This is a genomic window from Flavobacterium sp. KS-LB2 (assembly GCF_036895565.1).
Classification (GTDB): domain Bacteria; phylum Bacteroidota; class Bacteroidia; order Flavobacteriales; family Flavobacteriaceae; genus Flavobacterium.
Genome location: NZ_CP145904.1, coordinates 1,491,014 through 1,510,818, shown reverse-complemented (window position 1 = coordinate 1,510,818; position 19,805 = coordinate 1,491,014). Strand labels below are relative to the sequence as shown.

15 protein-coding genes and 3 tRNA genes are annotated in these 19,805 nt (G+C 33.0%); 12 read left to right on the top strand and 6 right to left on the bottom strand.

Annotation, left to right across the window (positions count from 1 at the left end; genetic code table 11):
• Positions 1–163 precede the first annotated feature (163 nt).
• The 8 genes from tsaD (at position 164) to V5J73_RS06410 (ending at position 8,164) form a co-directional block, all read left to right on the top strand.
• Positions 164–1,186, top strand: coding sequence for a tRNA (adenosine(37)-N6)-threonylcarbamoyltransferase complex transferase subunit TsaD (gene tsaD / locus V5J73_RS06445; RefSeq protein WP_338648386.1), 1,023 nt, complete (start codon positions 164–166; stop codon positions 1,184–1,186).
• A gap of 3 nt (positions 1,187–1,189) precedes the next feature.
• Positions 1,190–1,897, top strand: coding sequence for a 16S rRNA (uracil(1498)-N(3))-methyltransferase (locus tag V5J73_RS06440; RefSeq protein WP_338648384.1), 708 nt, complete (start codon positions 1,190–1,192; stop codon positions 1,895–1,897).
• 21 nt (positions 1,898–1,918) lie between these two features.
• Positions 1,919–2,557, top strand: coding sequence for a DUF4159 domain-containing protein (locus tag V5J73_RS06435; protein ID WP_338648383.1), 639 nt, complete (start codon positions 1,919–1,921; stop codon positions 2,555–2,557).
• A 479-nt stretch (positions 2,558–3,036) separates the two neighbouring features.
• Entirely contained in the window at positions 3,037–3,984 is a 948-nt protein-coding gene (locus V5J73_RS06430) for a zinc metalloprotease (RefSeq protein WP_338648382.1), read from the top strand.
• A 310-nt stretch (positions 3,985–4,294) separates the two neighbouring features.
• Positions 4,295–5,242, top strand: coding sequence for a zinc metalloprotease (locus V5J73_RS06425; protein ID WP_338648381.1), 948 nt, complete (start codon positions 4,295–4,297; stop codon positions 5,240–5,242).
• 77 nt (positions 5,243–5,319) lie between these two features.
• On the top strand, positions 5,320–6,411 hold the full coding sequence (locus tag V5J73_RS06420; protein ID WP_338648380.1) for an AI-2E family transporter: 1,092 nt from the start codon (positions 5,320–5,322) through the stop codon (positions 6,409–6,411).
• Between the two features lie 2 nt (positions 6,412–6,413).
• A complete protein-coding gene (locus tag V5J73_RS06415; protein ID WP_338648379.1) occupies positions 6,414–7,595 on the top strand; it encodes a class I SAM-dependent methyltransferase in 1,182 nt (393 codons plus the stop codon).
• A 2-nt stretch (positions 7,596–7,597) separates the two neighbouring features.
• Complete coding sequence (locus V5J73_RS06410) at positions 7,598–8,164, top strand: hypothetical protein (RefSeq protein WP_338648377.1); 567 nt, start codon at positions 7,598–7,600, stop codon at positions 8,162–8,164.
• A gap of 3 nt (positions 8,165–8,167) precedes the next feature.
• On the opposite strand, the gene V5J73_RS06405 is transcribed toward V5J73_RS06410, so the two are convergent.
• The 4 genes from V5J73_RS06405 to V5J73_RS06390 form a co-directional block, all read right to left on the bottom strand.
• Entirely contained in the window at positions 8,168–8,827 is a 660-nt protein-coding gene (locus V5J73_RS06405) for a M15 family metallopeptidase (protein WP_338648376.1), read from the bottom strand.
• Positions 8,828–8,920: 93 nt separating this feature from the next.
• Positions 8,921–8,994 (bottom strand) — tRNA-Arg (locus V5J73_RS06400).
• A 69-nt stretch (positions 8,995–9,063) separates the two neighbouring features.
• A tRNA-Pro gene (locus V5J73_RS06395) sits at positions 9,064–9,138 on the bottom strand.
• Positions 9,139–9,155: 17 nt separating this feature from the next.
• A tRNA-Ser gene (locus tag V5J73_RS06390) sits at positions 9,156–9,239 on the bottom strand.
• A gap of 231 nt (positions 9,240–9,470) precedes the next feature.
• Between V5J73_RS06390 and V5J73_RS06385 the strand changes: the two genes are divergently transcribed.
• Both V5J73_RS06385 and V5J73_RS06380 read left to right on the top strand, forming a co-directional pair.
• Entirely contained in the window at positions 9,471–10,649 is a 1,179-nt protein-coding gene (locus tag V5J73_RS06385) for an acetyl-CoA C-acyltransferase (protein WP_338648375.1), read from the top strand.
• A 70-nt stretch (positions 10,650–10,719) separates the two neighbouring features.
• Positions 10,720–11,481: a C40 family peptidase gene (locus V5J73_RS06380; RefSeq protein ID WP_338648374.1), complete on the top strand. Its 762-nt coding sequence runs from the start codon at positions 10,720–10,722 to the stop codon at positions 11,479–11,481.
• A 56-nt stretch (positions 11,482–11,537) separates the two neighbouring features.
• On the opposite strand, the gene V5J73_RS06375 is transcribed toward V5J73_RS06380, so the two are convergent.
• Both V5J73_RS06375 and gyrA read right to left on the bottom strand, forming a co-directional pair.
• The gene (locus V5J73_RS06375; RefSeq protein WP_338648373.1) at positions 11,538–12,806 is read right to left on the bottom strand and encodes a tetratricopeptide repeat protein; all 1,269 of its coding nucleotides are present in this window, start codon (positions 12,804–12,806) and stop codon (positions 11,538–11,540) included.
• 47 nt (positions 12,807–12,853) lie between these two features.
• Positions 12,854–15,475, bottom strand: a complete 2,622-nt coding sequence (gyrA, locus tag V5J73_RS06370) for a DNA gyrase subunit A (RefSeq protein ID WP_338648370.1) — start codon at positions 15,473–15,475, stop codon at positions 12,854–12,856.
• A 256-nt stretch (positions 15,476–15,731) separates the two neighbouring features.
• On the opposite strand from gyrA, the gene V5J73_RS06365 reads away from it, so the two are divergent.
• Together V5J73_RS06365 and rimK are read left to right on the top strand one after the other, a co-directional pair.
• A complete protein-coding gene (locus tag V5J73_RS06365; protein WP_338648368.1) occupies positions 15,732–18,278 on the top strand; it encodes an ATP-dependent Clp protease ATP-binding subunit in 2,547 nt (848 codons plus the stop codon).
• Between the two features lie 138 nt (positions 18,279–18,416).
• Complete coding sequence (gene rimK, locus V5J73_RS06360) at positions 18,417–19,799, top strand: 30S ribosomal protein S6--L-glutamate ligase (RefSeq protein WP_338648367.1); 1,383 nt, start codon at positions 18,417–18,419, stop codon at positions 19,797–19,799.
• Positions 19,800–19,805: the final 6 nt, after the last annotated feature.

Sequence of the window (19,805 nt, the reverse complement as noted above, 5' to 3'; positions counted from 1 at the left end):
TTTTTTTAATTTTTTTGATACCTATATGCTATTTAAATTTTCTAATATTTGATTTTGCCTTTGTAAACAGAAGCACCTTAAATAAAAATTCTTTAATTTTGTCTGCTACAAAACGATTTTTACAATCGACTTGTCAAATATAACCCAAAATCTGTGCCTTTTTATGCAAAATTCCGAGGTTTTTATTCTTGCCATCGAAAGTTCCTGTGATGATACCGCTGCTGCTATTTTACAGAACGATAAAGTGTTGTCAAATGTTGTTGCAAACCAGCTTATACACAATCAATATGGTGGTGTGGTTCCTGAGCTTGCCTCTCGCGCACACCAACAAAACATTGTTCCAGTTATTGATGCCGCACTTCGCAATGCAAATATACAAAAAGAACAGCTCTCGGCAATTGCCTTTACACAAGGTCCCGGATTGATGGGGTCACTTTTAGTAGGAAGTTCATTTGCAAAATCTCTTGCTTTAGCCTTAGAAATCCCTTTGATTGCAGTAAACCATATGCAAGCACATGTTTTAGCTCATTTTATAGATGAAGAAGGCTATGAAAAACCCACATTTCCGTTTTTGGCTTTAACCATAAGCGGTGGACATACTCAAATTATAAAAGTAGACCATTATTTTAAAATGACTGTAATTGGAGAAACTACTGATGATGCAGTTGGCGAAGCTTTTGATAAAAGTGCAAAAATATTGGGTCTTCCCTACCCTGGTGGCCCATTAATTGACAAATATGCACAATTAGGAAACCCAAAAGCATTTGCATTTACAAAACCAAAAGTTCCAGGATTGGATTTTAGCTTTTCAGGTTTAAAAACGGCTATCTTATATTTTATTCAAAAGAAAAAATTAGAAAATCCCAATTTTGTTGACGAAAACCTAAATGACATTTGCGCTTCTATCCAATATACCATTATTGAAATTTTAATGGACAAAATAAAATTAGCAGTCAAAGAAACAGGGATCAAACAAATAGCAATTGGTGGCGGAGTTTCTGCAAATTCGGGTATCCGAAATACTTTAAAAGAAACAGAAAATAAATACGGTTGGAAAACCTTTATCCCTAAATTTGAATACACTACCGATAATGCTGCAATGATTGGAATTGTAGGTTATCAAAAGTTTTTATCCCAAAATTTCGAAACTTCTTCTGTCGTTTCTAAAGCAAGAATACAATTATAAATTATGCAATTATTTTACAATCCAACTATTACTGAATCTACAAAAACTTTTTCTTTTGACAAAGAAGAAAGCAAACACATCATTAAAGTATTACGGAAGAAAGATACTGATATACTATTTGTAACCAATGGCTTAGGACTCTTATTTAAAACTGAAATTACATTAGCCTCAGATAATAAATGCACCGTTAAAATCCTTTCATTCGAAAAAGCAGCAGCCTCAAAATTTCATTTACATTTAGTCGTAGCTCCAACTAAAATGAATGATCGTTACGAGTGGTTTCTGGAAAAAGCGACTGAAATTGGCATACACGAAATCACTCCTATTATTTGTGATCATTCTGAGCGAAAAGTCATTAACAAAGAACGTTTTGACAAAATTTTATTGGCTGCTATGAAGCAGTCTAATGAATTGTATTTACCTAAATTAAACGATGCAATCACTTTCAAAGAATTTATCAAACTAGAAAGTGACGGCTTAAAATTGATTGCACATTGCGAAGAAACAGATAAAAAAACACTTAAATCCGTTTTGAAACCGAATGAATCTGTAACATTACTAATAGGTCCAGAAGGTGATTTTTCTGAAAAAGAAATCGTTTCAGCACTTGAAAACAACTTTATTCCAGTTTCATTAGGTAATACCCGATTAAGAACTGAAACTGCTGCAATAGTAGCCTGTCACAGTGTAGTATTTGTAAATGAAGAATAATAAGAACTAATTTAATTCATGATGAAACAACTATTTTATCTCTTATTATTATTTTCAATACCAACATTTTCACAAGAAATTGCTTTGGTTAAATATAGTGGTGGTGGTGACTGGTATGCAAACCCAACGTCGCTACCCAACTTGATAAAATATTGCAATGCAAATATCAATACCCGAATAAAAGCAAAACCATCAACTGTTGAACCCAGTAGCCCTGATTTATTTTCCTATCCATATATTCACATGACAGGACATGGAAATGTAGTTTTTAATGACACAGATAGTAATAATCTTAAAAACTATTTACTTGCTGGAGGGTTTCTACATATTGATGACAACTACGGCATGAATCAGTACATTAGAAAAGAAATAAAAAAGATATTTCCAAACAATGACTTGATTGAAATTCCAGCCAATCATGCTATATTTCAAAAACCGTATTCATTCCCAAACGGACTGCCAAAAATACACGAACATGATGGAAAACGTCCACAAGCCTTTGGGATATTTATCGAAAATAAATTAGTATTGCTCTATACCTATGAATGCGATTTAGGTGACGGGTGGGAAGATGCCGAAGTCAATAACGATCCAATTGATGTTCGCGAAAAAGCTTTGAAAATGGGAGCTAATATTCTGAATTACATTTTCAATAATTAAAAAATTCATATGCAAAATTGTATTTTAAAACTGCCTATTCAAATCCAAATTTGAATAGGCAGTTTTATATAAAGTCTTTTTTTTGGTTTAATCTAAAAAGTTCTTAATCCGAATAAAAAAAGACTACAAATAATTGTAAAGCTCACTACTACTAGAAATTAAAAATAGGTAATCGTTCTACTCAGCAAAAACTAAAATCATTAATTTCACACTTATTTATGACATTACGTTATGTAATGACAGAATATCTCTTAAATACCTTCATTATAACTATGGTTTTTAAGTTGTAGTTTTCGGTTAAAAAAAATTTGTATGAAAGTACTTGTGAATTAAAAATCTCCAAAATTAACTAAAAGCAGTAAAATCAATGGCCTGATTTTTTTTTTATATTTTTTATTGAATAAAATTTTTTTTATGAAAAAATTGTTATAGAATTGTGAAATAATTAACCAAATCTATTAATTTATAACAAATTATTTATGAAAAAAATTCTTTTATCTGCGGTAGCATTATTAATGCTTTTCTCTTGTCAAAATGACACAACTGAAGCAGCTCCTGAAGCTAGTGCTATTGCACGTCGCGGTTGTGCTTCACAAGAAGTTCTTGAAGCGCAAATGCAAGCTGACCCAACTTTAGCTTTAAGAATGAACGAAATTGAAGCATTTACACAAAAAGCAATGCTATCTGGTCGTTTAGTAAACGGTAAAGTTGAAATTCCTGTTGTAGTAAACGTATTGTACAAAACTGCTGCAGAAAACATTTCTGATGCTCAAATTCAATCTCAGATTGATGTATTAAATGACGATTTTAATGCAACTAACTCAGATTTCAGCAGTACTCCTGCTCTATTCTCTGGAGTTGCTGCAAATGTTGGTATCACTTTCGTTTTAGAAACAGTAAACAGAAAATCTACTACTAAAACATCTTGGGGAACCAGAGATGCAATGAAAAAAACAAAACAAGGAGGTTTAGATCCAACTTCACCTACAACAAAACTTAACATGTGGGCTTGTACTATTGGTGGCGGAATCTTAGGTTACGCTCAATTTCCTGGAGGATCTACAGCTACTGATGGTGTTGTAATCGATTCAAAATATTTTGGATTATCAGGTACAGGAGCCTATCCTTATAACTTAGGAAGAACAGCTACTCATGAAGTAGGTCACTGGATGAACTTACGTCACATTTGGGGAGATGCTACTTGCGGAAGTGATTTAGTTTCTGATACACCTACACACAATACTGCCAACTATGGTGTACCAGCTTACCCACACTATAGCACTTGTACTGGAACTCCAGTAGAAATGACTATGAACTACATGGATTACACAGACGACAGAGGAATGTATATGTTCTCTAATGGTCAAAAATCAAGAATGGCTGCAATTTTTGTTTCAGGTGGAGCAAGAGCAGGTTTCGGAATATAATTTTCTTTTAAATTCAATAAAAAAGGGGTGATCTAAAGTCACCTCTTTTTTTATTTAAAAGCATTTTAACTTTAATTTGTTAACAATTATAGAGTATTACTCAAATCCATAAATTTTGTTTTAGAACTTTTTATTACTTGACTATAAAATAGCTAAGTTGATTCATTAAAGGTTCTTACCAAAAAAAGACCTCTTCAAGCCCTTTTCTAAATTTTTTTCTAAATAAATGTTATAAAAATTTGTTATTAATTAAAATTGTTATAAAATTGCTAAATAATTAACCAAAACTATTAATTTATAACAATTTATTATGAAAAATTTTTTTTTACCTGCTGTAGCATTATTGATGCTTTATTCTTGCCAAAATGAAACTGCAGAAATTAATCCATCAGCTGATGCTATTACAAAACGTGGTTGTGCCTCTCAAGAGGTTTTAGCAGCACAAATGAAGGAAGATCCAACTTTAGCCTTAAGAATGAACGAGATTGAAGCATTTACTCAAAAAGCAATGTCAACAGCCCGTTTAGTAAATGGAAAAGTTCAAATTCCTGTAGTTGTAAATGTTTTATACAGAACTACTGCCGAGAATATTTCATTAGCACAAATCCAATCACAAATTGATGTGCTAAATAAAGATTATAACGCTGCAAACTCTGATTTCAATAGCGTTCCTTCCTTATTTTCTGGAGTAAAAGCAAATGTTGGTATCTCTTTTGTCTTAGATCAAGTCATTAGAAAATCAACTACTAAAACATCTTGGGGAACAACAGATGCAATGAAAAAAACAACATCAGGTGGTTTAGCTCCAACATCTCCAACTACAAAATTAAACCTTTGGGTTTGTACAATTGGTGGTGGGATTTTAGGATATGCTCAGTTTCCCGGAGGATCATCTTCAACAGATGGTGTTGCTATCGATTCAAAATATTTAGGAACAACAGGAACTGCCACTTATCCATACAATTTAGGAAGAACAGCTACTCATGAAGTGGGTCACTGGATGAACCTACGTCACATTTGGGGAGATGCTACTTGTGGAAGTGATTTAGTTTCTGATACACCTACACACAACACTGCAAACTATGGTGTACCAGCTTACCCACATTATAGCACTTGTACTGGAACTCCAGTAGAAATGACTATGAACTACATGGACTACACAGATGATAGAGGAATGTATATGTTCTCTAATGGTCAAAAATCAAGAATGGCTGCTTTATTTGTTTCTGGCGGATCAAGAGCTAGCTTCGGAATATAATTTTTTAGTTTTTTTAGATTTTAAAACTCGCTACATGTTAGCGAGTTTTTTTTATCTTTATAACCTAAATTAGCAACATGATTACATCAAAAACCATTTCAAATGGTATTATTAGAGCATTAACAACAACAGTTTTCGTTTGTTTAATTTTATTCATCTTCTATAAAATTCAATCGGTACTAATTTATTTAATTGTATCCTTGATACTTACCTTGATTGGAAACCCTATTTTGGACTTTTTCAAAAAGCGATTGAAGTTTAACCATATTTTTGCAACAATAGCAACATTGTTTATTTTTATATTAATTATATTTGGGTTTATAATGATGTTTGTTCCGTTGATTTTATCACAAGGACAAAACCTATCACTTCTAAACACTGTTGAAATTGAAAAAAACATCCTGCAGTTAATGAATCAAATCACAGTATTTCTAGACAATCATCAAATTGATTCCGCACAAGTTTTAAAGGAAGCTAATTTTACCTCCAAAATTAATTTCAATATAATTCCAAACTTTTTAAATACAATTGTAGGAACAATAAGCAGTTTCGGAATGGGATTAGGATCAGTCTTATTCATCACTTTTTTCTTTCTTAAAGACCGGTTGCTATTTATTGTTGGTGCTAAAAAATTAATTCCAGACAGTCATGAAGATCAAATTTTGAATTCATTAGAAAAAATAAATAATTTATTGTCTCGTTATTTTATTGGGTTATTACTTCAATTATTTATTGTATTTCTTTTATACTTTATAGTTCTAATTATTTTTGGTGTGCCAAATGCAATTGTTATTGCTTTTTTATGTGCTATACTTAACATCATTCCTTACATCGGGCCATTGATTGCCTCTTTTTTAGCCGCAATTTTAACTATGATGAGTAATTTAGGAAGTGATTTCCAATCTGAAACTTTACCAACAACAATTTATATTCTAATTGGTTTCTGGATTGTTCAAATCATTGATAATAACTTATCGCAACCTATAATTTTTTCCAAAAGTGTGAGTTCGCATCCTTTGGAAATATTTCTTGTAATCTTAATTGCAGGTTTCCTTTTTGGAGTATTAGGAATGATTGTGGCAGTTCCTTTGTATACTATAATAAAAGTGATTGGAAAAGAATTCTTCCCAGAAAATAAAATCATTCAACTATTAACTAAAGATATTTAATTTTGGATTTAAGAATTCTAAATGCCGAAATACAGGCGTTTATCAATGGTAATATTGGTCAAAGCATTTCAAAGTTGGCGTTGCAAAAAAATCCCTTTCAAGATTTGGATTGGATTTCTATCTTAAACCAAATAGAGGCTAAAACAAAGGCTAAAGACAAATTGCCAAATTGGTTTTCTACCAAAGACATTATTTATCCAAGTAAAATTTCCATCGAACAAACGTCATCCGAAAAAACAGCCCTTTACAAAGCTTCAATAGTTTCTGGCGAAAGTTTAATTGATTTAACAGGAGGTTTTGGAGTTGATGATTTTTATTTTTCAAAGAAAGTAAAAACAGTGGTGCATTGTGAAATCAATCCAGAGTTATCCAATCTGGTAAAACATAATTTCGAACAATTGAATGTTTCCAATATCACTTGTTATGCCGGAGACAGTTTAGCGACTTTATTCTCTTTAAATTCAAAATGGGACTGGATTTACATTGATCCTTCCAGACGAAATGACACTAAAGGCAAAGTATTCATGCTAAAGGATTGTTTGCCAAATGTTCCTGAAAATATTTATTTTTATTTCTCCTACTCTAATACTATTCTTATAAAAACAGCACCTATACTCGATATTTCCGCTGGTTTATCTGAATTGAAACATGTAAAAACAATTCATGTCGTGGCCTTAGAAAATGAAGTGAAAGAATTATTATGGGAATTGCATAAAGGCTATATTGGAAATATAAATATCAAAACTGTCAATATTTTAAAAGATAAAACAGAAACATTTGATTTTGTTCTGAACGAAAATTCTAAATTCCCGAACTTAAGCTTGCCTCAAAAGTATTTATACGAACCCAATAGCGCTATCATGAAATCTGGTGGATTTGATGAAATCAGCTCATTTTATAACCTAAATAAACTACACAAACATTCTCATGTGTACACATCAACAACCTTAATCGCTTTTCCAGGTCGCATTTTTGAAATTCTAAATACATTTCCTTACAACAAAACAGAAATGAAAAATCATTTAGAAAAAAGTCAAGCTAATATCACAACTCGCAATTTTCCTGACAGCGTAGAAAACATTAGAAAAAAATGGAAAATAAAAGATGGCGGAAATACATATTGTTTTTTCACAACTGATGAAAACAATCATAAAATAGTTTTAATTTGCACTAAAATATCATAAAAATGAAATACGTTATTACACTAACCTTATTATTCTTCAGTCTACATATAATTGCTCAAAAATCATGTGATTACAGCACAAATGTTACCGATTCTATAGGCACATACAAATCGACAAAAGAATATATGATTAGCGAGAAGAATTTTGCAGGAAATTCAAGTTATATTTTCTATTCTTTAGCATTAACAGATGGATTACCAACATTAAATATTCAGAGTATTCAAAAAAGCAAAGATTTTTTGAAAGCAAATTGTTTTGATAAAAATTCAAAATTATTTTTACAATTAAACAATGGAAAAATAATTACACTAGTCCATATTGATCAAGAAAACTGTGGGACAATGATACGGGACGACAAAGGATTTGACAACAGAGTTAATTCCGGTATTTTCATGTTTATGAAAGATAGTTTTGAAGAACTAAAAAAATCTCCAGTATCCATGATGCGTATTAAATATTTGACAGATACAGAAGATTACATATTAAAAAAAGAGTTCAAATCTGAATTAAACAACGAAACCTACTATCCGGAAACCTATTTCATCGATTACTTAAAATGCATAGAATAGGGACTATTTACAATCCCATTTAGCATTAGATACTTTATCATTCAAGCCAGACTTTAAATTGTAGTGCCACCATTCTGAATCAAAAGAATTAAAACCGCTACCAATCATCGTTGTTTTTAATAGCAGCCTATTTTTTTTCACTTCTTCAGAAACATTTTTATAATTGTGGCTCGCTTCAATTCCAAAAAAATCAAAAGAAGTTCCCATATCTAATTCATCCCCATTACCATCAACCAAGGTAATATCTATGGCTCCTCCTCTATTATGGATTGACCCTTTGGCGGGATTGGCCACATATTCTGGATTAGACACAATTTTCCACATTTTCTTTTGAATGTCCAAAGGTCGATAACAATCAAAAATTTTGATTTTATATCCTTTTTCTATGAATTTTTTATTCACTTCAACTAATGCATTAACTGTTTTTAAGCGTAAAAAACATTCCGCACACTCATAAACTTTTGCCTTCAGGAAATTATCTGTCGTTGCATACTTCATGTCGTAGACAAAATCTTGACTGTACTCTTTTAAATTTACAAATGTAGTATCATTGACAATGGAACTGTTTTTTTCTTGAGTAACTGAAACAATAGTTTGTGATTTACAAGAAATACTACACATAAAGATACAAAGAAGTGCAAATGGTTTGAAGTAGGAAGTCATAAACGCTATTTTGTATAAAAATAGAATAAATAAAGTAATTTTGGAAAAATATAAAAACAAAAAAACCGATACTAGTAAAAGTATCGGTTTTTGTGAAGGCAGAAGGATTCGAACCTTCGACCGCCTGCTTAGAAGGCAGGTGCTCTATCCAGCTGAGCTATGCCTCCATTTATTATTTCAAACGCCTTCTTAAAAAAAACAGCGATTCTGTAGTAATAAACAGATTTTAAAATTAGTCGGGGTGGCAGGATTCGAACCTGCGGCCTCCTGCTCCCAAAGCAGGCGCGATAACCGAGCTACGCTACACCCCGAAAAGCAAATTATAAAGCGGAGGGACAGGGACTCGAACCCTGGCACCGATTACTCGATGACAGTTTAGCAAACTGCTCCATTACCACTCTGGCACCCCTCCAAGCTCAAGAAAACGTGTTCTGTTTTGCGGTTGCAAACTTATGATATCTTTAGACTTCTCACAACTATTTTAGCCATTATTTTTAATAAATTTTATCATTTTTACAAAAACAGTTCACAATCAAATATATAGAATAGAAATAAATTTAAAAAAAGATAATGCCAAAATCAAAATTTGAAATTGTTTAAAAAAGATTAAATTTGCTACATAAACCAACATTATAAAAAAGTCATGAACAAAAGAGTTGTTATCGTTTCTGCCGTTAGGACACCTATCGGAAGTTTTATGGGGGGATTATCTACAGTTACTGCTCCAAAATTAGGAGCAATCGCTATTAAAGGTGCTTTAGATAAAATAAAGTTAGATCCAAATTTAATTGATGAAGTATTCATGGGCAATGTAGTTCAAGCCGGTGTAGGACAAGCTCCTGCTAGACAAGCTGCACTATTTGCTGGTTTACCCAATTCAGTTGCCTGTACTACAATAAATAAAGTATGCGCTTCAGGAATGAAAGCAGTTATGTTAGGTGCGCAAGCTATTCAATGCGGTGATGCCGAAATTGTAGTTGCCGGTGGAATGGAAAACATGAGTTTAATTCCACACTACATGAATTTAAGAAATGGAACTAAATTTGGTCCTGCAACCATGATTGACGGAATGCAGAAAGATGGACTTACTGATGCTTACGATAACAGCGCTATGGGAGTGTGTGCTGACTTATGTGCTGCAGAATATAATTTTACCAGAGAAGATCAAGATAACTTCGCAATTCAATCGTATGAGCGTAGTACAAAAGCGTGGGATGCTGGAAAATTTGACAATGAAGTAGTTCCTGTTCCAGTTCCACAAAGAAAAGGAGATCCTATCATTGTTTCTAGAGATGAAGAATTCACCAATGTGAAATTAGATAAAATACCATCATTAAATGCCGTTTTCACAAAAGACGGAACCGTAACTGCAGCCAATGCATCAACTATCAACGATGGAGCAGCAGCAGTAATATTGATGAGTGAAGAAAAAGCAGTCGCTTTAGGACTAAAACCTTTAGCGTATATCAATGGATATGCTGATGCAGCTCAAGAACCTAAATGGTTTACTACAAGTCCAGCAAAAGCAATTCCAAAAGCATTAGATAAAGCAGGAATAACAATCAATGATGTAGATTATTTTGAATTCAACGAAGCATTTGCTGTTGTAGGTTTAGCCAATTCAAAGATTCTTGGACTAAATGACAATAAAGTAAATGTAAATGGTGGTGCTGTATCTTTAGGACATCCTCTAGGGTGCTCAGGAGTTCGAATCATTGTTACATTATTAAATGTTTTAGAACAAAACAATGCTAAAATTGGTGCTGCTGCAATTTGTAATGGTGGCGGTGGTGCTTCAGCAATTGTAATAGAAAGAGCCTAAATAATTATAGGTTATGGGTTATAAGTTTTAAACTTGTAACCCATAATTATTAACTACTAAAAGAACCTAAATGTTCGGAATTTGTAATCTAGCCATAATCCCACTTCGTTTTGAACCCAGTGACAGAAGCGAAATCGTTTCTCAAGTTTTATTTGGTGAACATTTTGAAATTTTAGAACAATTGAGACAATGGTCCAGAATCAGAATGCAATATGATGCTTATGAAGGTTGGATAGATTCCAAACAATTACAACTGATTTCCGAAACCAGTTTTAATCAATTATCTACAGAAGCTATCATACTAAATGCTGATTTAATCGAATATGTTACCACACCAAATAATGTATTGATACCAATACCGCTTGGATCTTCTTTATCATTTATATTCCATAATGAGATAAATATTTCAAATTTTGATTTTGAAGGAACTAAAACTAGTGGAGAGAAAACGAAAGAAAGCCTGATAAATACTGCTTTTATGTATTTAAATGCTCCATACCTTTGGGGTGGAAAAACTCCTTTTGGCATTGATTGTTCCGGTTTTACTCAAATGGTATACAAACTTAATGGATACAAATTAATGCGAGACGCCTCTCAACAATCTAATCAAGGTGAAGCCTTAAGTTTTATTGAAGAAAGCGAACCAGGAGATTTGGCCTTTTTTGACAATGAAGATGGCAACATCATTCATGTTGGAATCATAATGGCTGATAACTACATTATCCATGCTAGTGGAAAAGTGCGAATTGACCGTATAGATCATTTAGGAATATTTAATGCTGAAACAAACAAGCACACCCACAAATTGAGGGTAATTAAAAAAATAGTATAAAAACAAAAAAACCTGTCTAAGTTAGACAGGTTTTCTTTTATACTTAAAAGTAAATTTTACATTTTTGCTTTTAATGCTTTATATTCAGTAGTCATTTCTAATGCGCTATAAACTCCCAAAAGAGTTTTAGAAACATCCACATTTTTAGGATCTAATTCAACTGCTTTTTCAAGATAAGGAATTGTAGCTTTAAAAAGCTCTTCTCTTTTCTTTTTCAACTCATCATAACGCTTCATATCTTTTGTTGAAGTTCCTAACTTGTTCATTTCATCAATAATTACTTTTTCATTCTCTAACTTCATTGCAGCAAGATTGATGTAACCATTGATATATTTTGGGTTAATTTCTATAACTCTTTTATAATATTTTTCAGCATCTGCAACATTCTTAGCATTAGCACTTAGTACACCTAAATTAAAAATTAAATCAGCATCATTTGGATTTTTTTCCAAAACTTCTGCAATTAACTTCTTGTACATTTCAAAATCTTTTGTTTCTAAATAAAGATTAGCCTCTGTCAAAGTCAAAGAAGTGTCTTCAGGATTTGCTTTTCTCGCTTCAGAAATTGCTTTTTTAGCTTCTTCTGTTTTACCTTTTTCAACTAAAATCAAGGCCATATTTTTATAAATCTCACCTCTTTTAGAAGGAACTACTTCCGTTCTTGGCTTTTCATGCGTTCCTAACTTAACCATTCTGTCTCTTTCTTGAAGACTAGTAAAAAAGTCTTCTTGAGTAGTTAATTTATTAACCGCAAAATAACTTGTTCCTTTTCCTGAATAGTTTAAAGTTTTTAAGTTATCATATAATTCTAGCGCTTTGTCATACTCTTTTGCATTTACATACGTAGAAGCAGCGTAATATAAATTAATTGTATCTTTTTTGTCTAACAAATAAGCGTCGTATAATTTTTTAGCACTATCAGCATGCTTATCTACTTTTGAATCAGCAATTGCACCATTAATCAATTTGAATTTAATATCAGTAATTGAAGCTGCAGCTTGAGTTGAATATTTTACTTTACCAGAAGTTTTCTCAACTGCAATTAAATCTTGGTATGCGTTAGCTGCAAGAGAAAGATTGGTATTAGAATCAATATTCTTATTTGCTAAATCCAACAAAGAATTTCCTTTTACAAAGAAAAACTGTGCTTTCTCAGCATCTGGAGCGTTAGATACTAAGGATTCTGCTTCCATTAAAATAGTTACTGCCTCTTGAGATTTACCAGCTTTCAACGCTTTTTCAGCGGCTTTAATTTGATCTTTTTGAGCAAAAGTAGCTACTGATATCAATAATGCTGATGCTAGTAATACATATTTACTTTTCATAATATTCTCTATTTTTGTTTAATAATTATTCTTTATTTTCTATTTTTTTATACTTCGTCATCTTGATCCTCATCTTCAGAATCGTCATCTGCTTCATCTTCTTCAGAATCATCTTCGTCTTCATCCTCTTCAACTCCTTCGTCTTCAAGAACTTCTAAAACAGGCTTTACTCTTTCGATAGCTTCAGTTTCGATAACATTACCTTCTTCATCTACAACTACTTCAGCTACATCATCTTTCATAACCTTTGTAACTGCCGCAATCGAATCGTTCCCTTTGATGTTAATCAACTTGACACCTTGCGTTGCACGACCCATAACCCTCAAATCTTCAACTGCCATTCTAATAGTCAATCCAGATTTATTGATAATCATCAAATCATCCGCATCTGTAACCGCATTTATAGAAATCAGTTTCCCAGTTTTCTCGGTAATATTTAAGGTTTTAACCCCTTTACCACCGCGATTTGTGATTCTGTATTCATCAAGGCTAGAGCGTTTTCCGTATCCGTTTTCAGCAACTACTAATATTTCGCTGTTCATGTCATTAACAGTAACCATGCCAATTACTTCATCAGTATCATCCTTTAAAGTAATTCCACGAACTCCAGAAGCTGTTCTTCCCATTGGACGAGTTTTTGTTTCTTCAAAACGAACTAATTTACCAGATTTCACAGCCAATATAATTTGGCTTTCTCCATTAGTAAGTTTAGCTTCTAATAATTCATCTCCTTCTTTAATAGTAATTGCAGCAACACCATTAACTCTAGGTTTAGAATATTTCTCTAAAGAGGTTTTCTTAACCTGACCTTTTTTGGTCACCATAATAAGGTTGTGGCTATTGATGTACTCTTTATCTTTTAAATCTTGTGTACAAATAAATGCTTTTACTTTATCATCACTTTCAATATTCACCAAATTTTGAATCGCTCTACCTTTAGCTGTTTTGCTTCCTTCTGGTATTTCATAAACGCGCATCCAGAAACATTTTCCTTTTTGAGTAAAGAACATCATGTACTGGTGATTTGTCGCCACAAACATATGCTCTAAGAAATCCTGATCTCTTGTTCCAGCACTTTTTTGTCCAACTCCCCCTCTATTCTGAGTTTTATATTCTGTAAGATTGGTACGTTTAATATAACCTGCATGAGAAATGGTAATAACTACATTTTCATCAGCAATTAAGTCTTCAATACTTACGTCTCCACCAGAATATTCAATGATAGAACGACGTGCATCCCCGTATTTCTCGCGAATTTCTTCTAACTCTTCTTTAATCAATGCAGTTCTTAAATTAACATCAGCTAATAAAGCTCTTAAATGCTCAATTAACTTCATTATTTCCTCATATTCCGCTCGTAACTTATCCTGTTCAAGACCTGTTAACTGACGCAAACGCATTTCAACAATAGCTCGAGACTGAATATCGGATAATTGGAATCTTTCGATTAATTTATTTCTTGCCTCTTCCGTATTTTTTGATGCTTTGATTAAAGCAATAACTTCATCAATATTATCCGATGCAATAATTAATCCTTCTAATATATGCGCTCTTTCCTCTGCTTTGCGCAAATCAAATTGCGTTCTACGAATTACTACATCGTGGCGGTGCTCAACAAAATAGTGAATCATATCTTTCAGATTCAACATTTGTGGACGTCCTTTTACCAATGCAATGTTATTTACACTAAATGAAGACTGTAATTGTGTAAATTTATACAATGTATTCAAAACCACATTTGGTGTAGCATCACGTTTCAATATGTAAACGATACGCATACCATTTCTATCTGATTCGTCTCGAATATTAGCAATGCCATCTATTTTTTTATCATTAACCAAATCCGCAGTACGCTTGATCATATCTGCTTTGTTAACCTGGTATGGTATTTCGGTAACGATGATGCATTCTCGTCCGTCTACTTCTTCAAAACCAACTTTAGCACGCATTACAATACGTCCTCTACCTGTTTTAAATGCTTCACGAACGCCTTCATAACCATATATGATACCACCAGTAGGAAAATCTGGTGCTTTAATATGATTCATCAATTCGTCTATCTCAATTTCATTATTATCAATATATGCTAATGTTCCGTTTATAACTTCAGTAAGATTGTGTGGTGGCATATTAGTTGCCATACCTACAGCAATACCTGTAGCTCCATTAATCAATAAAGTAGGAACACGTGTTGGCATCACTTTAGGCTCGTATAAAGTATCGTCAAAATTCAATTGAAAATCAACGGTTTCTTTTTCAATATCTGCCATAATTTCTTCCGAAATCTTACGCATTCTAGCTTCCGTATAACGCATTGCTGCCGGACTATCACCATCTACAGATCCAAAGTTACCTTGACCATCTACTAAAAGATAACGCATACTCCACTCCTGCGCCATACGAACCATAGCATCATAAACAGATGTATCTCCGTGTGGGTGATACTTACCTAAAACTTCCCCGACAATTCTAGCGGATTTTTTATGGGCTTTATTTGAAAAAACTCCTAAATCATACATTCCATAAAGAACTCTTCGATGTACTGGTTTCAAACCATCTCTAACATCTGGAAGTGCTCTTGATACAATTACTGACATCGAATAATCGATGTAAGCTGATTTCATTTCATCTTCTATGTTAATAGGAATTAACTTTTCTCCTTCAGACATAAGTTGTTATATTAAAAAATTATATTAGTTTCAAAACGTGCCAATATACGTCTTTTTGAAATTTTTAAACCAATTTAGAAACACTTATTTCAATGATTTATTAACAAAATAAACCTCGTTTTTAGTTAATAATTTAAGGGAAATTTAACTTTATTATTATGATTATTTTTGTCTCTTAGCTGACATGACTTCTAATAGGAATGGTTTTTGTTTTTCTATCACTAATTCACTAAATTTACGATATCAAATATATATTATGGATGATAATTTTTCACCAAGAGTAAAAGACGTTATTACTTACAGCAAAGAAGAAGCTTTGCGACTAGGGCATGACTTTATAGGAACAGAACACTTAATGCTAGGTATTCTAAGAGACGGAAACGGAAAAGCAATTCAAATATTGAATAACTTAGATGTTGATTTAGAACATTTGCGCAGAAAAGTAGAAATCCTAAGCCCCGCAAGTCCAAGCTTAGACGTAAATGTTGAAAAGAAAAACTTACACTTGACAAGACAAGCTGAACGAGCCTTGAAAACCACTTTTCTAGAAGCAAAAGTTTTTCAAAGTTCCTCGATTAGCACCGCACATTTATTGTTGTGCATTTTAAGAAACGAAAACGATCCAACAACCAAGCTATTGAATAAACTGAAAATTGATTACGATATAGCTAAAGAACAATATCTAAACATGACTCCAAACGAAGAAGATTTTATAGAAAATTTGCCCCGAAACGAATCTTATAATGACGATTCAGGACAAGATGACAGTCTAAAAGAAGGGACTTTTAATAATCCAGCCAATAAATCCAATAAGAAATCTAAAACTCCTGTTTTAGATAATTTCGGAAGAGATTTAACAGAAATGGCCGAAGAAGGAAAACTGGATCCCGTTGTAGGGCGCGAGAAAGAAATCGAACGTGTTTCGCAAATTTTGAGCCGTCGTAAAAAGAATAATCCATTACTTATTGGAGAACCAGGTGTAGGAAAATCAGCTATTGCCGAAGGTTTAGCCTTGCGCATTATTCAGAAAAAGGTATCACGTACTTTATTCAACAAACGCGTTGTTACCTTAGATTTAGCAAGTCTTGTTGCTGGTACAAAATACAGAGGACAATTTGAAGAACGCATGAAAGCAGTGATGAACGAACTAGAAAAAAATGATGATATCATTCTTTTTATAGATGAAATTCACACTATTGTTGGTGCTGGTGGCGCAACAGGTTCATTGGACGCTTCTAACATGTTTAAACCAGCATTAGCTCGTGGAGAGATTCAGTGTATAGGTGCAACAACATTAGACGAATACAGACAGTACATAGAAAAAGATGGTGCATTAGAGAGACGTTTTCAAAAAATAATCGTAGAACCTACATCAGTATCGGAAACGATTACCATTTTGAATAACATCAAAAACAAATACGAAGATCACCATAATGTTACTTACACTCCAGAAGCTATTGAAGCTTGTGTAAAATTAACTGACAGATACATGTCTGAACGTTTCTTACCAGACAAAGCGATTGATGCATTAGACGAGGCAGGATCTCGAGTTCATATTACTAACATTGAAGTACCAAAACAAATTTTAGATTTGGAGCGTCAATTAGAAGACGTACGTGAATTAAAGAATGTTGTTGTTAAAAAACAAAAATACGAAGAGGCCGCTAAACTTCGTGATGATGAAAAACGAATTGAAAAAGACTTAGCTATTGCTCAAGAACAATGGGAAGAAGACGCTAAAAATAACCGAATTGAAGTTACCGAAGACAATGTTGCTGATGTAGTTTCTATGATGAGTGGAATTCCCGTAAATCGAATTGCACAAACCGAAAGTAACAAACTAGCTAAACTTCCTGAACTAATTGAAGGTAAGGTTATTGGACAAAAAGAAGCAGTGATGAAAATTGCTCGTTCTATCCAAAGAAATCGTGCCGGATTGAAAGATCCGAATCGTCCAATTGGTTCCTTTATATTCTTAGGACAAACTGGTGTTGGTAAAACTCAATTGGCTAAGGTTTTAGCAAAAGAATTATTCGATTCTGAAGATGCACTCATTCGAATTGACATGAGTGAATACATGGAAAAATTCGCGATTTCTCGTTTAGTTGGAGCACCTCCGGGATACGTAGGATATGAAGAAGGTGGTCAATTAACCGAAAAAGTTCGTAGAAAACCATATTGTGTAGTATTATTGGATGAGATAGAAAAAGCGCATCCTGATGTTTTCAATATGCTTTTACAAGTTTTAGATGATGGTTATTTAACTGATAGTCTTGGACGCAAAATTGACTTCAAGAATACAATAATTATTATGACTTCAAATGTTGGAGCCAGACAATTGAAAGATTTCGGACAAGGTGTTGGTTTTGGAACTGCTGCAAAAGTGGCTCAGGCTGACGATAATTCGAAAAGCATTATCGAAAATGCATTGAAAAAAACTTTTGCTCCAGAATTTCTTAACCGAATTGATGATGTAATTGTTTTCAATGCTTTAGAAAAACATGATATTGATTTGATTATCGAAATCGAATTGAAAAAATTATTCGCTCGTGTTGCTGAATTAGGATATCAATTAAATCTTTCTGACAAAGCAAAAGCATTTATTGCAGAGAAAGGTTTTGACAAGCAATTTGGCGCTAGACCATTAAAAAGAGCGATTCAAAAATATGTAGAAGATGCTCTTGCTGAAGAAATAATTACCTCAAAAATCACTTCAGGAGATGAAATTTTTATGGATATTGAAGATGGTTCACAAGAGCTTACAGTTCAAATTCACAAAGCTGGAGAACCTACAAATCCTTAAATTTACAAACAAATTCAGTAAAATAAACCCGTTACGTTTTTATAACATAGCGGGTTTATTCTTTACAGTAAACATACTTTTTTTGAAAACAAATATTTACATTTGGTCTTTATAAAAAAGGTTAAACAAAATTAATTTATGTCAGATAACAAAGTTATTTTAGGTAGTGAAGAATGGTGTTCTTTTCCAGAATTAGGAATTCCTACTATTAAAGCCCGAGTAGATTCGGGTGCAAAAACATCAGCTCTACACGCTATAAACATTGCTCCGTTTATAAAAAATGAGAGCAACTGGGTAAAATTTGACATCAACCCAATACAAAATAATCTAAAAACGGTAATTCATTGTGAAGCACGGTTAATCGACAAACGAATTGTAAAAAGTTCCAGTGGTTTTAGAGAACAACGCTATGTGATTCAAACAAATCTACAAATTGGAAGTTCACAGTGGCCAATAGAAATGACGTTGACTAACCGAGATTCAATGGGTTTCCGAATGCTTTTGGGCCGTGAAGCCATGAGTGGTAGAGTTCTAGTTGATCCCGAACAAAAATATCTTTTGGGACAACCAACTTCTGATAGCTTAAAAGAATTATATAAAAATTCAGAAAAAGCAAGCTCTGGTTTACGAATCGGGCTTTTAGCCAGCAATCCTGAATTGTACAGCAACAAGCGTATCATGGAAGCCGGGGAAATGCGTGGTCACGAAATGCACTTCCTTAACATCAAGGAATGTTACATGAAACTGGATGCAAAAACACCAGAAATTCATTATCGTGGTGGTAAAATATTAAATCAATTTGATGCAATAATTCCAAGAATCAGACCTAGTATTACTTTTTATGGCTGCGCTTTAACCAGACAATTTGAAGCCTTAAAAGTTTTTTGTTTGAATTCTTCAAATGCCATTACACAATCTCGCGATAAATTATACTCTTTACAATTATTGTTAAATCATGGGGTGGAAATTCCAACCACAGGTTTTGCAAACTCACCATTAGATACCGACGATTTAATAAAAATGGTAGGAGGTTCACCTTTAATTGTAAAATTACTTGAAGGAACACAAGGAAAAGGTGTTGTATTGGCTGAGACAAAAAAAGCTGCAGAAAGTGTTATAAATGCTTTCAAAAGCTTAAATGCCAACATATTAGTTCAAGAGTTTATCAAAGAAGCTAATGGAAAAGACATCCGTTGTTTTGTAATTGATGGAAAAGTGGTTGCTGCCATTCAGCGTGAAGCGATGCCTGGGGAATTCAGAGCCAACATTCATCTTGGAGGAACCGCTTCAGTTATAAAAGTAACCGCAGAAGAAAAACGTATTGCTATAAAAGCTACAAAAGCAATGGACTTGAAAGTGGCTGGTGTTGATATCATACGCTCCTCAAAAGGGCCTTTATTATTAGAAGTAAATTCATCCCCAGGACTAGAAGGAATTGAAGGTGCTACCAATAAAGATATTGCTGGTGAAATGATCAAAGCAATAGAAAAAAATTTCAAACAAAAAACAGATTTGAAATAGTATTAT

Excerpts from the sequence above, each read along its gene's own strand:
- V5J73_RS06380 (WP_338648374.1), top strand. The coding sequence starts at position 10,720 with ATGTTCGGAATTTGTAATCTAGCCATAATCCCACTTCGTTTTGAACCC.
- V5J73_RS06425 (WP_338648381.1), top strand. The coding sequence starts at position 4,295 with ATGAAAAATTTTTTTTTACCTGCTGTAGCATTATTGATGCTTTATTCT.
- V5J73_RS06385 (WP_338648375.1), top strand. The coding sequence starts at position 9,471 with ATGAACAAAAGAGTTGTTATCGTTTCTGCCGTTAGGACACCTATCGGA.
- rimK (WP_338648367.1), top strand. The coding sequence starts at position 18,417 with ATGTCAGATAACAAAGTTATTTTAGGTAGTGAAGAATGGTGTTCTTTT.
- V5J73_RS06440 (WP_338648384.1), top strand. The coding sequence starts at position 1,190 with ATGCAATTATTTTACAATCCAACTATTACTGAATCTACAAAAACTTTT.
- V5J73_RS06420 (WP_338648380.1), top strand. The coding sequence starts at position 5,320 with ATGATTACATCAAAAACCATTTCAAATGGTATTATTAGAGCATTAACA.
- V5J73_RS06375 (WP_338648373.1), bottom strand. The coding sequence starts at position 12,806 with ATGAAAAGTAAATATGTATTACTAGCATCAGCATTATTGATATCAGTA.
- tsaD (WP_338648386.1), top strand. The coding sequence starts at position 164 with ATGCAAAATTCCGAGGTTTTTATTCTTGCCATCGAAAGTTCCTGTGAT.
- V5J73_RS06410 (WP_338648377.1), top strand. The coding sequence starts at position 7,598 with ATGAAATACGTTATTACACTAACCTTATTATTCTTCAGTCTACATATA.
- gyrA (WP_338648370.1), bottom strand. The coding sequence starts at position 15,475 with ATGTCTGAAGGAGAAAAGTTAATTCCTATTAACATAGAAGATGAAATG.
- V5J73_RS06365 (WP_338648368.1), top strand. The coding sequence starts at position 15,732 with ATGGATGATAATTTTTCACCAAGAGTAAAAGACGTTATTACTTACAGC.
- V5J73_RS06430 (WP_338648382.1), top strand. The coding sequence starts at position 3,037 with ATGAAAAAAATTCTTTTATCTGCGGTAGCATTATTAATGCTTTTCTCT.
- V5J73_RS06435 (WP_338648383.1), top strand. The coding sequence starts at position 1,919 with ATGAAACAACTATTTTATCTCTTATTATTATTTTCAATACCAACATTT.
- V5J73_RS06405 (WP_338648376.1), bottom strand. The coding sequence starts at position 8,827 with ATGACTTCCTACTTCAAACCATTTGCACTTCTTTGTATCTTTATGTGT.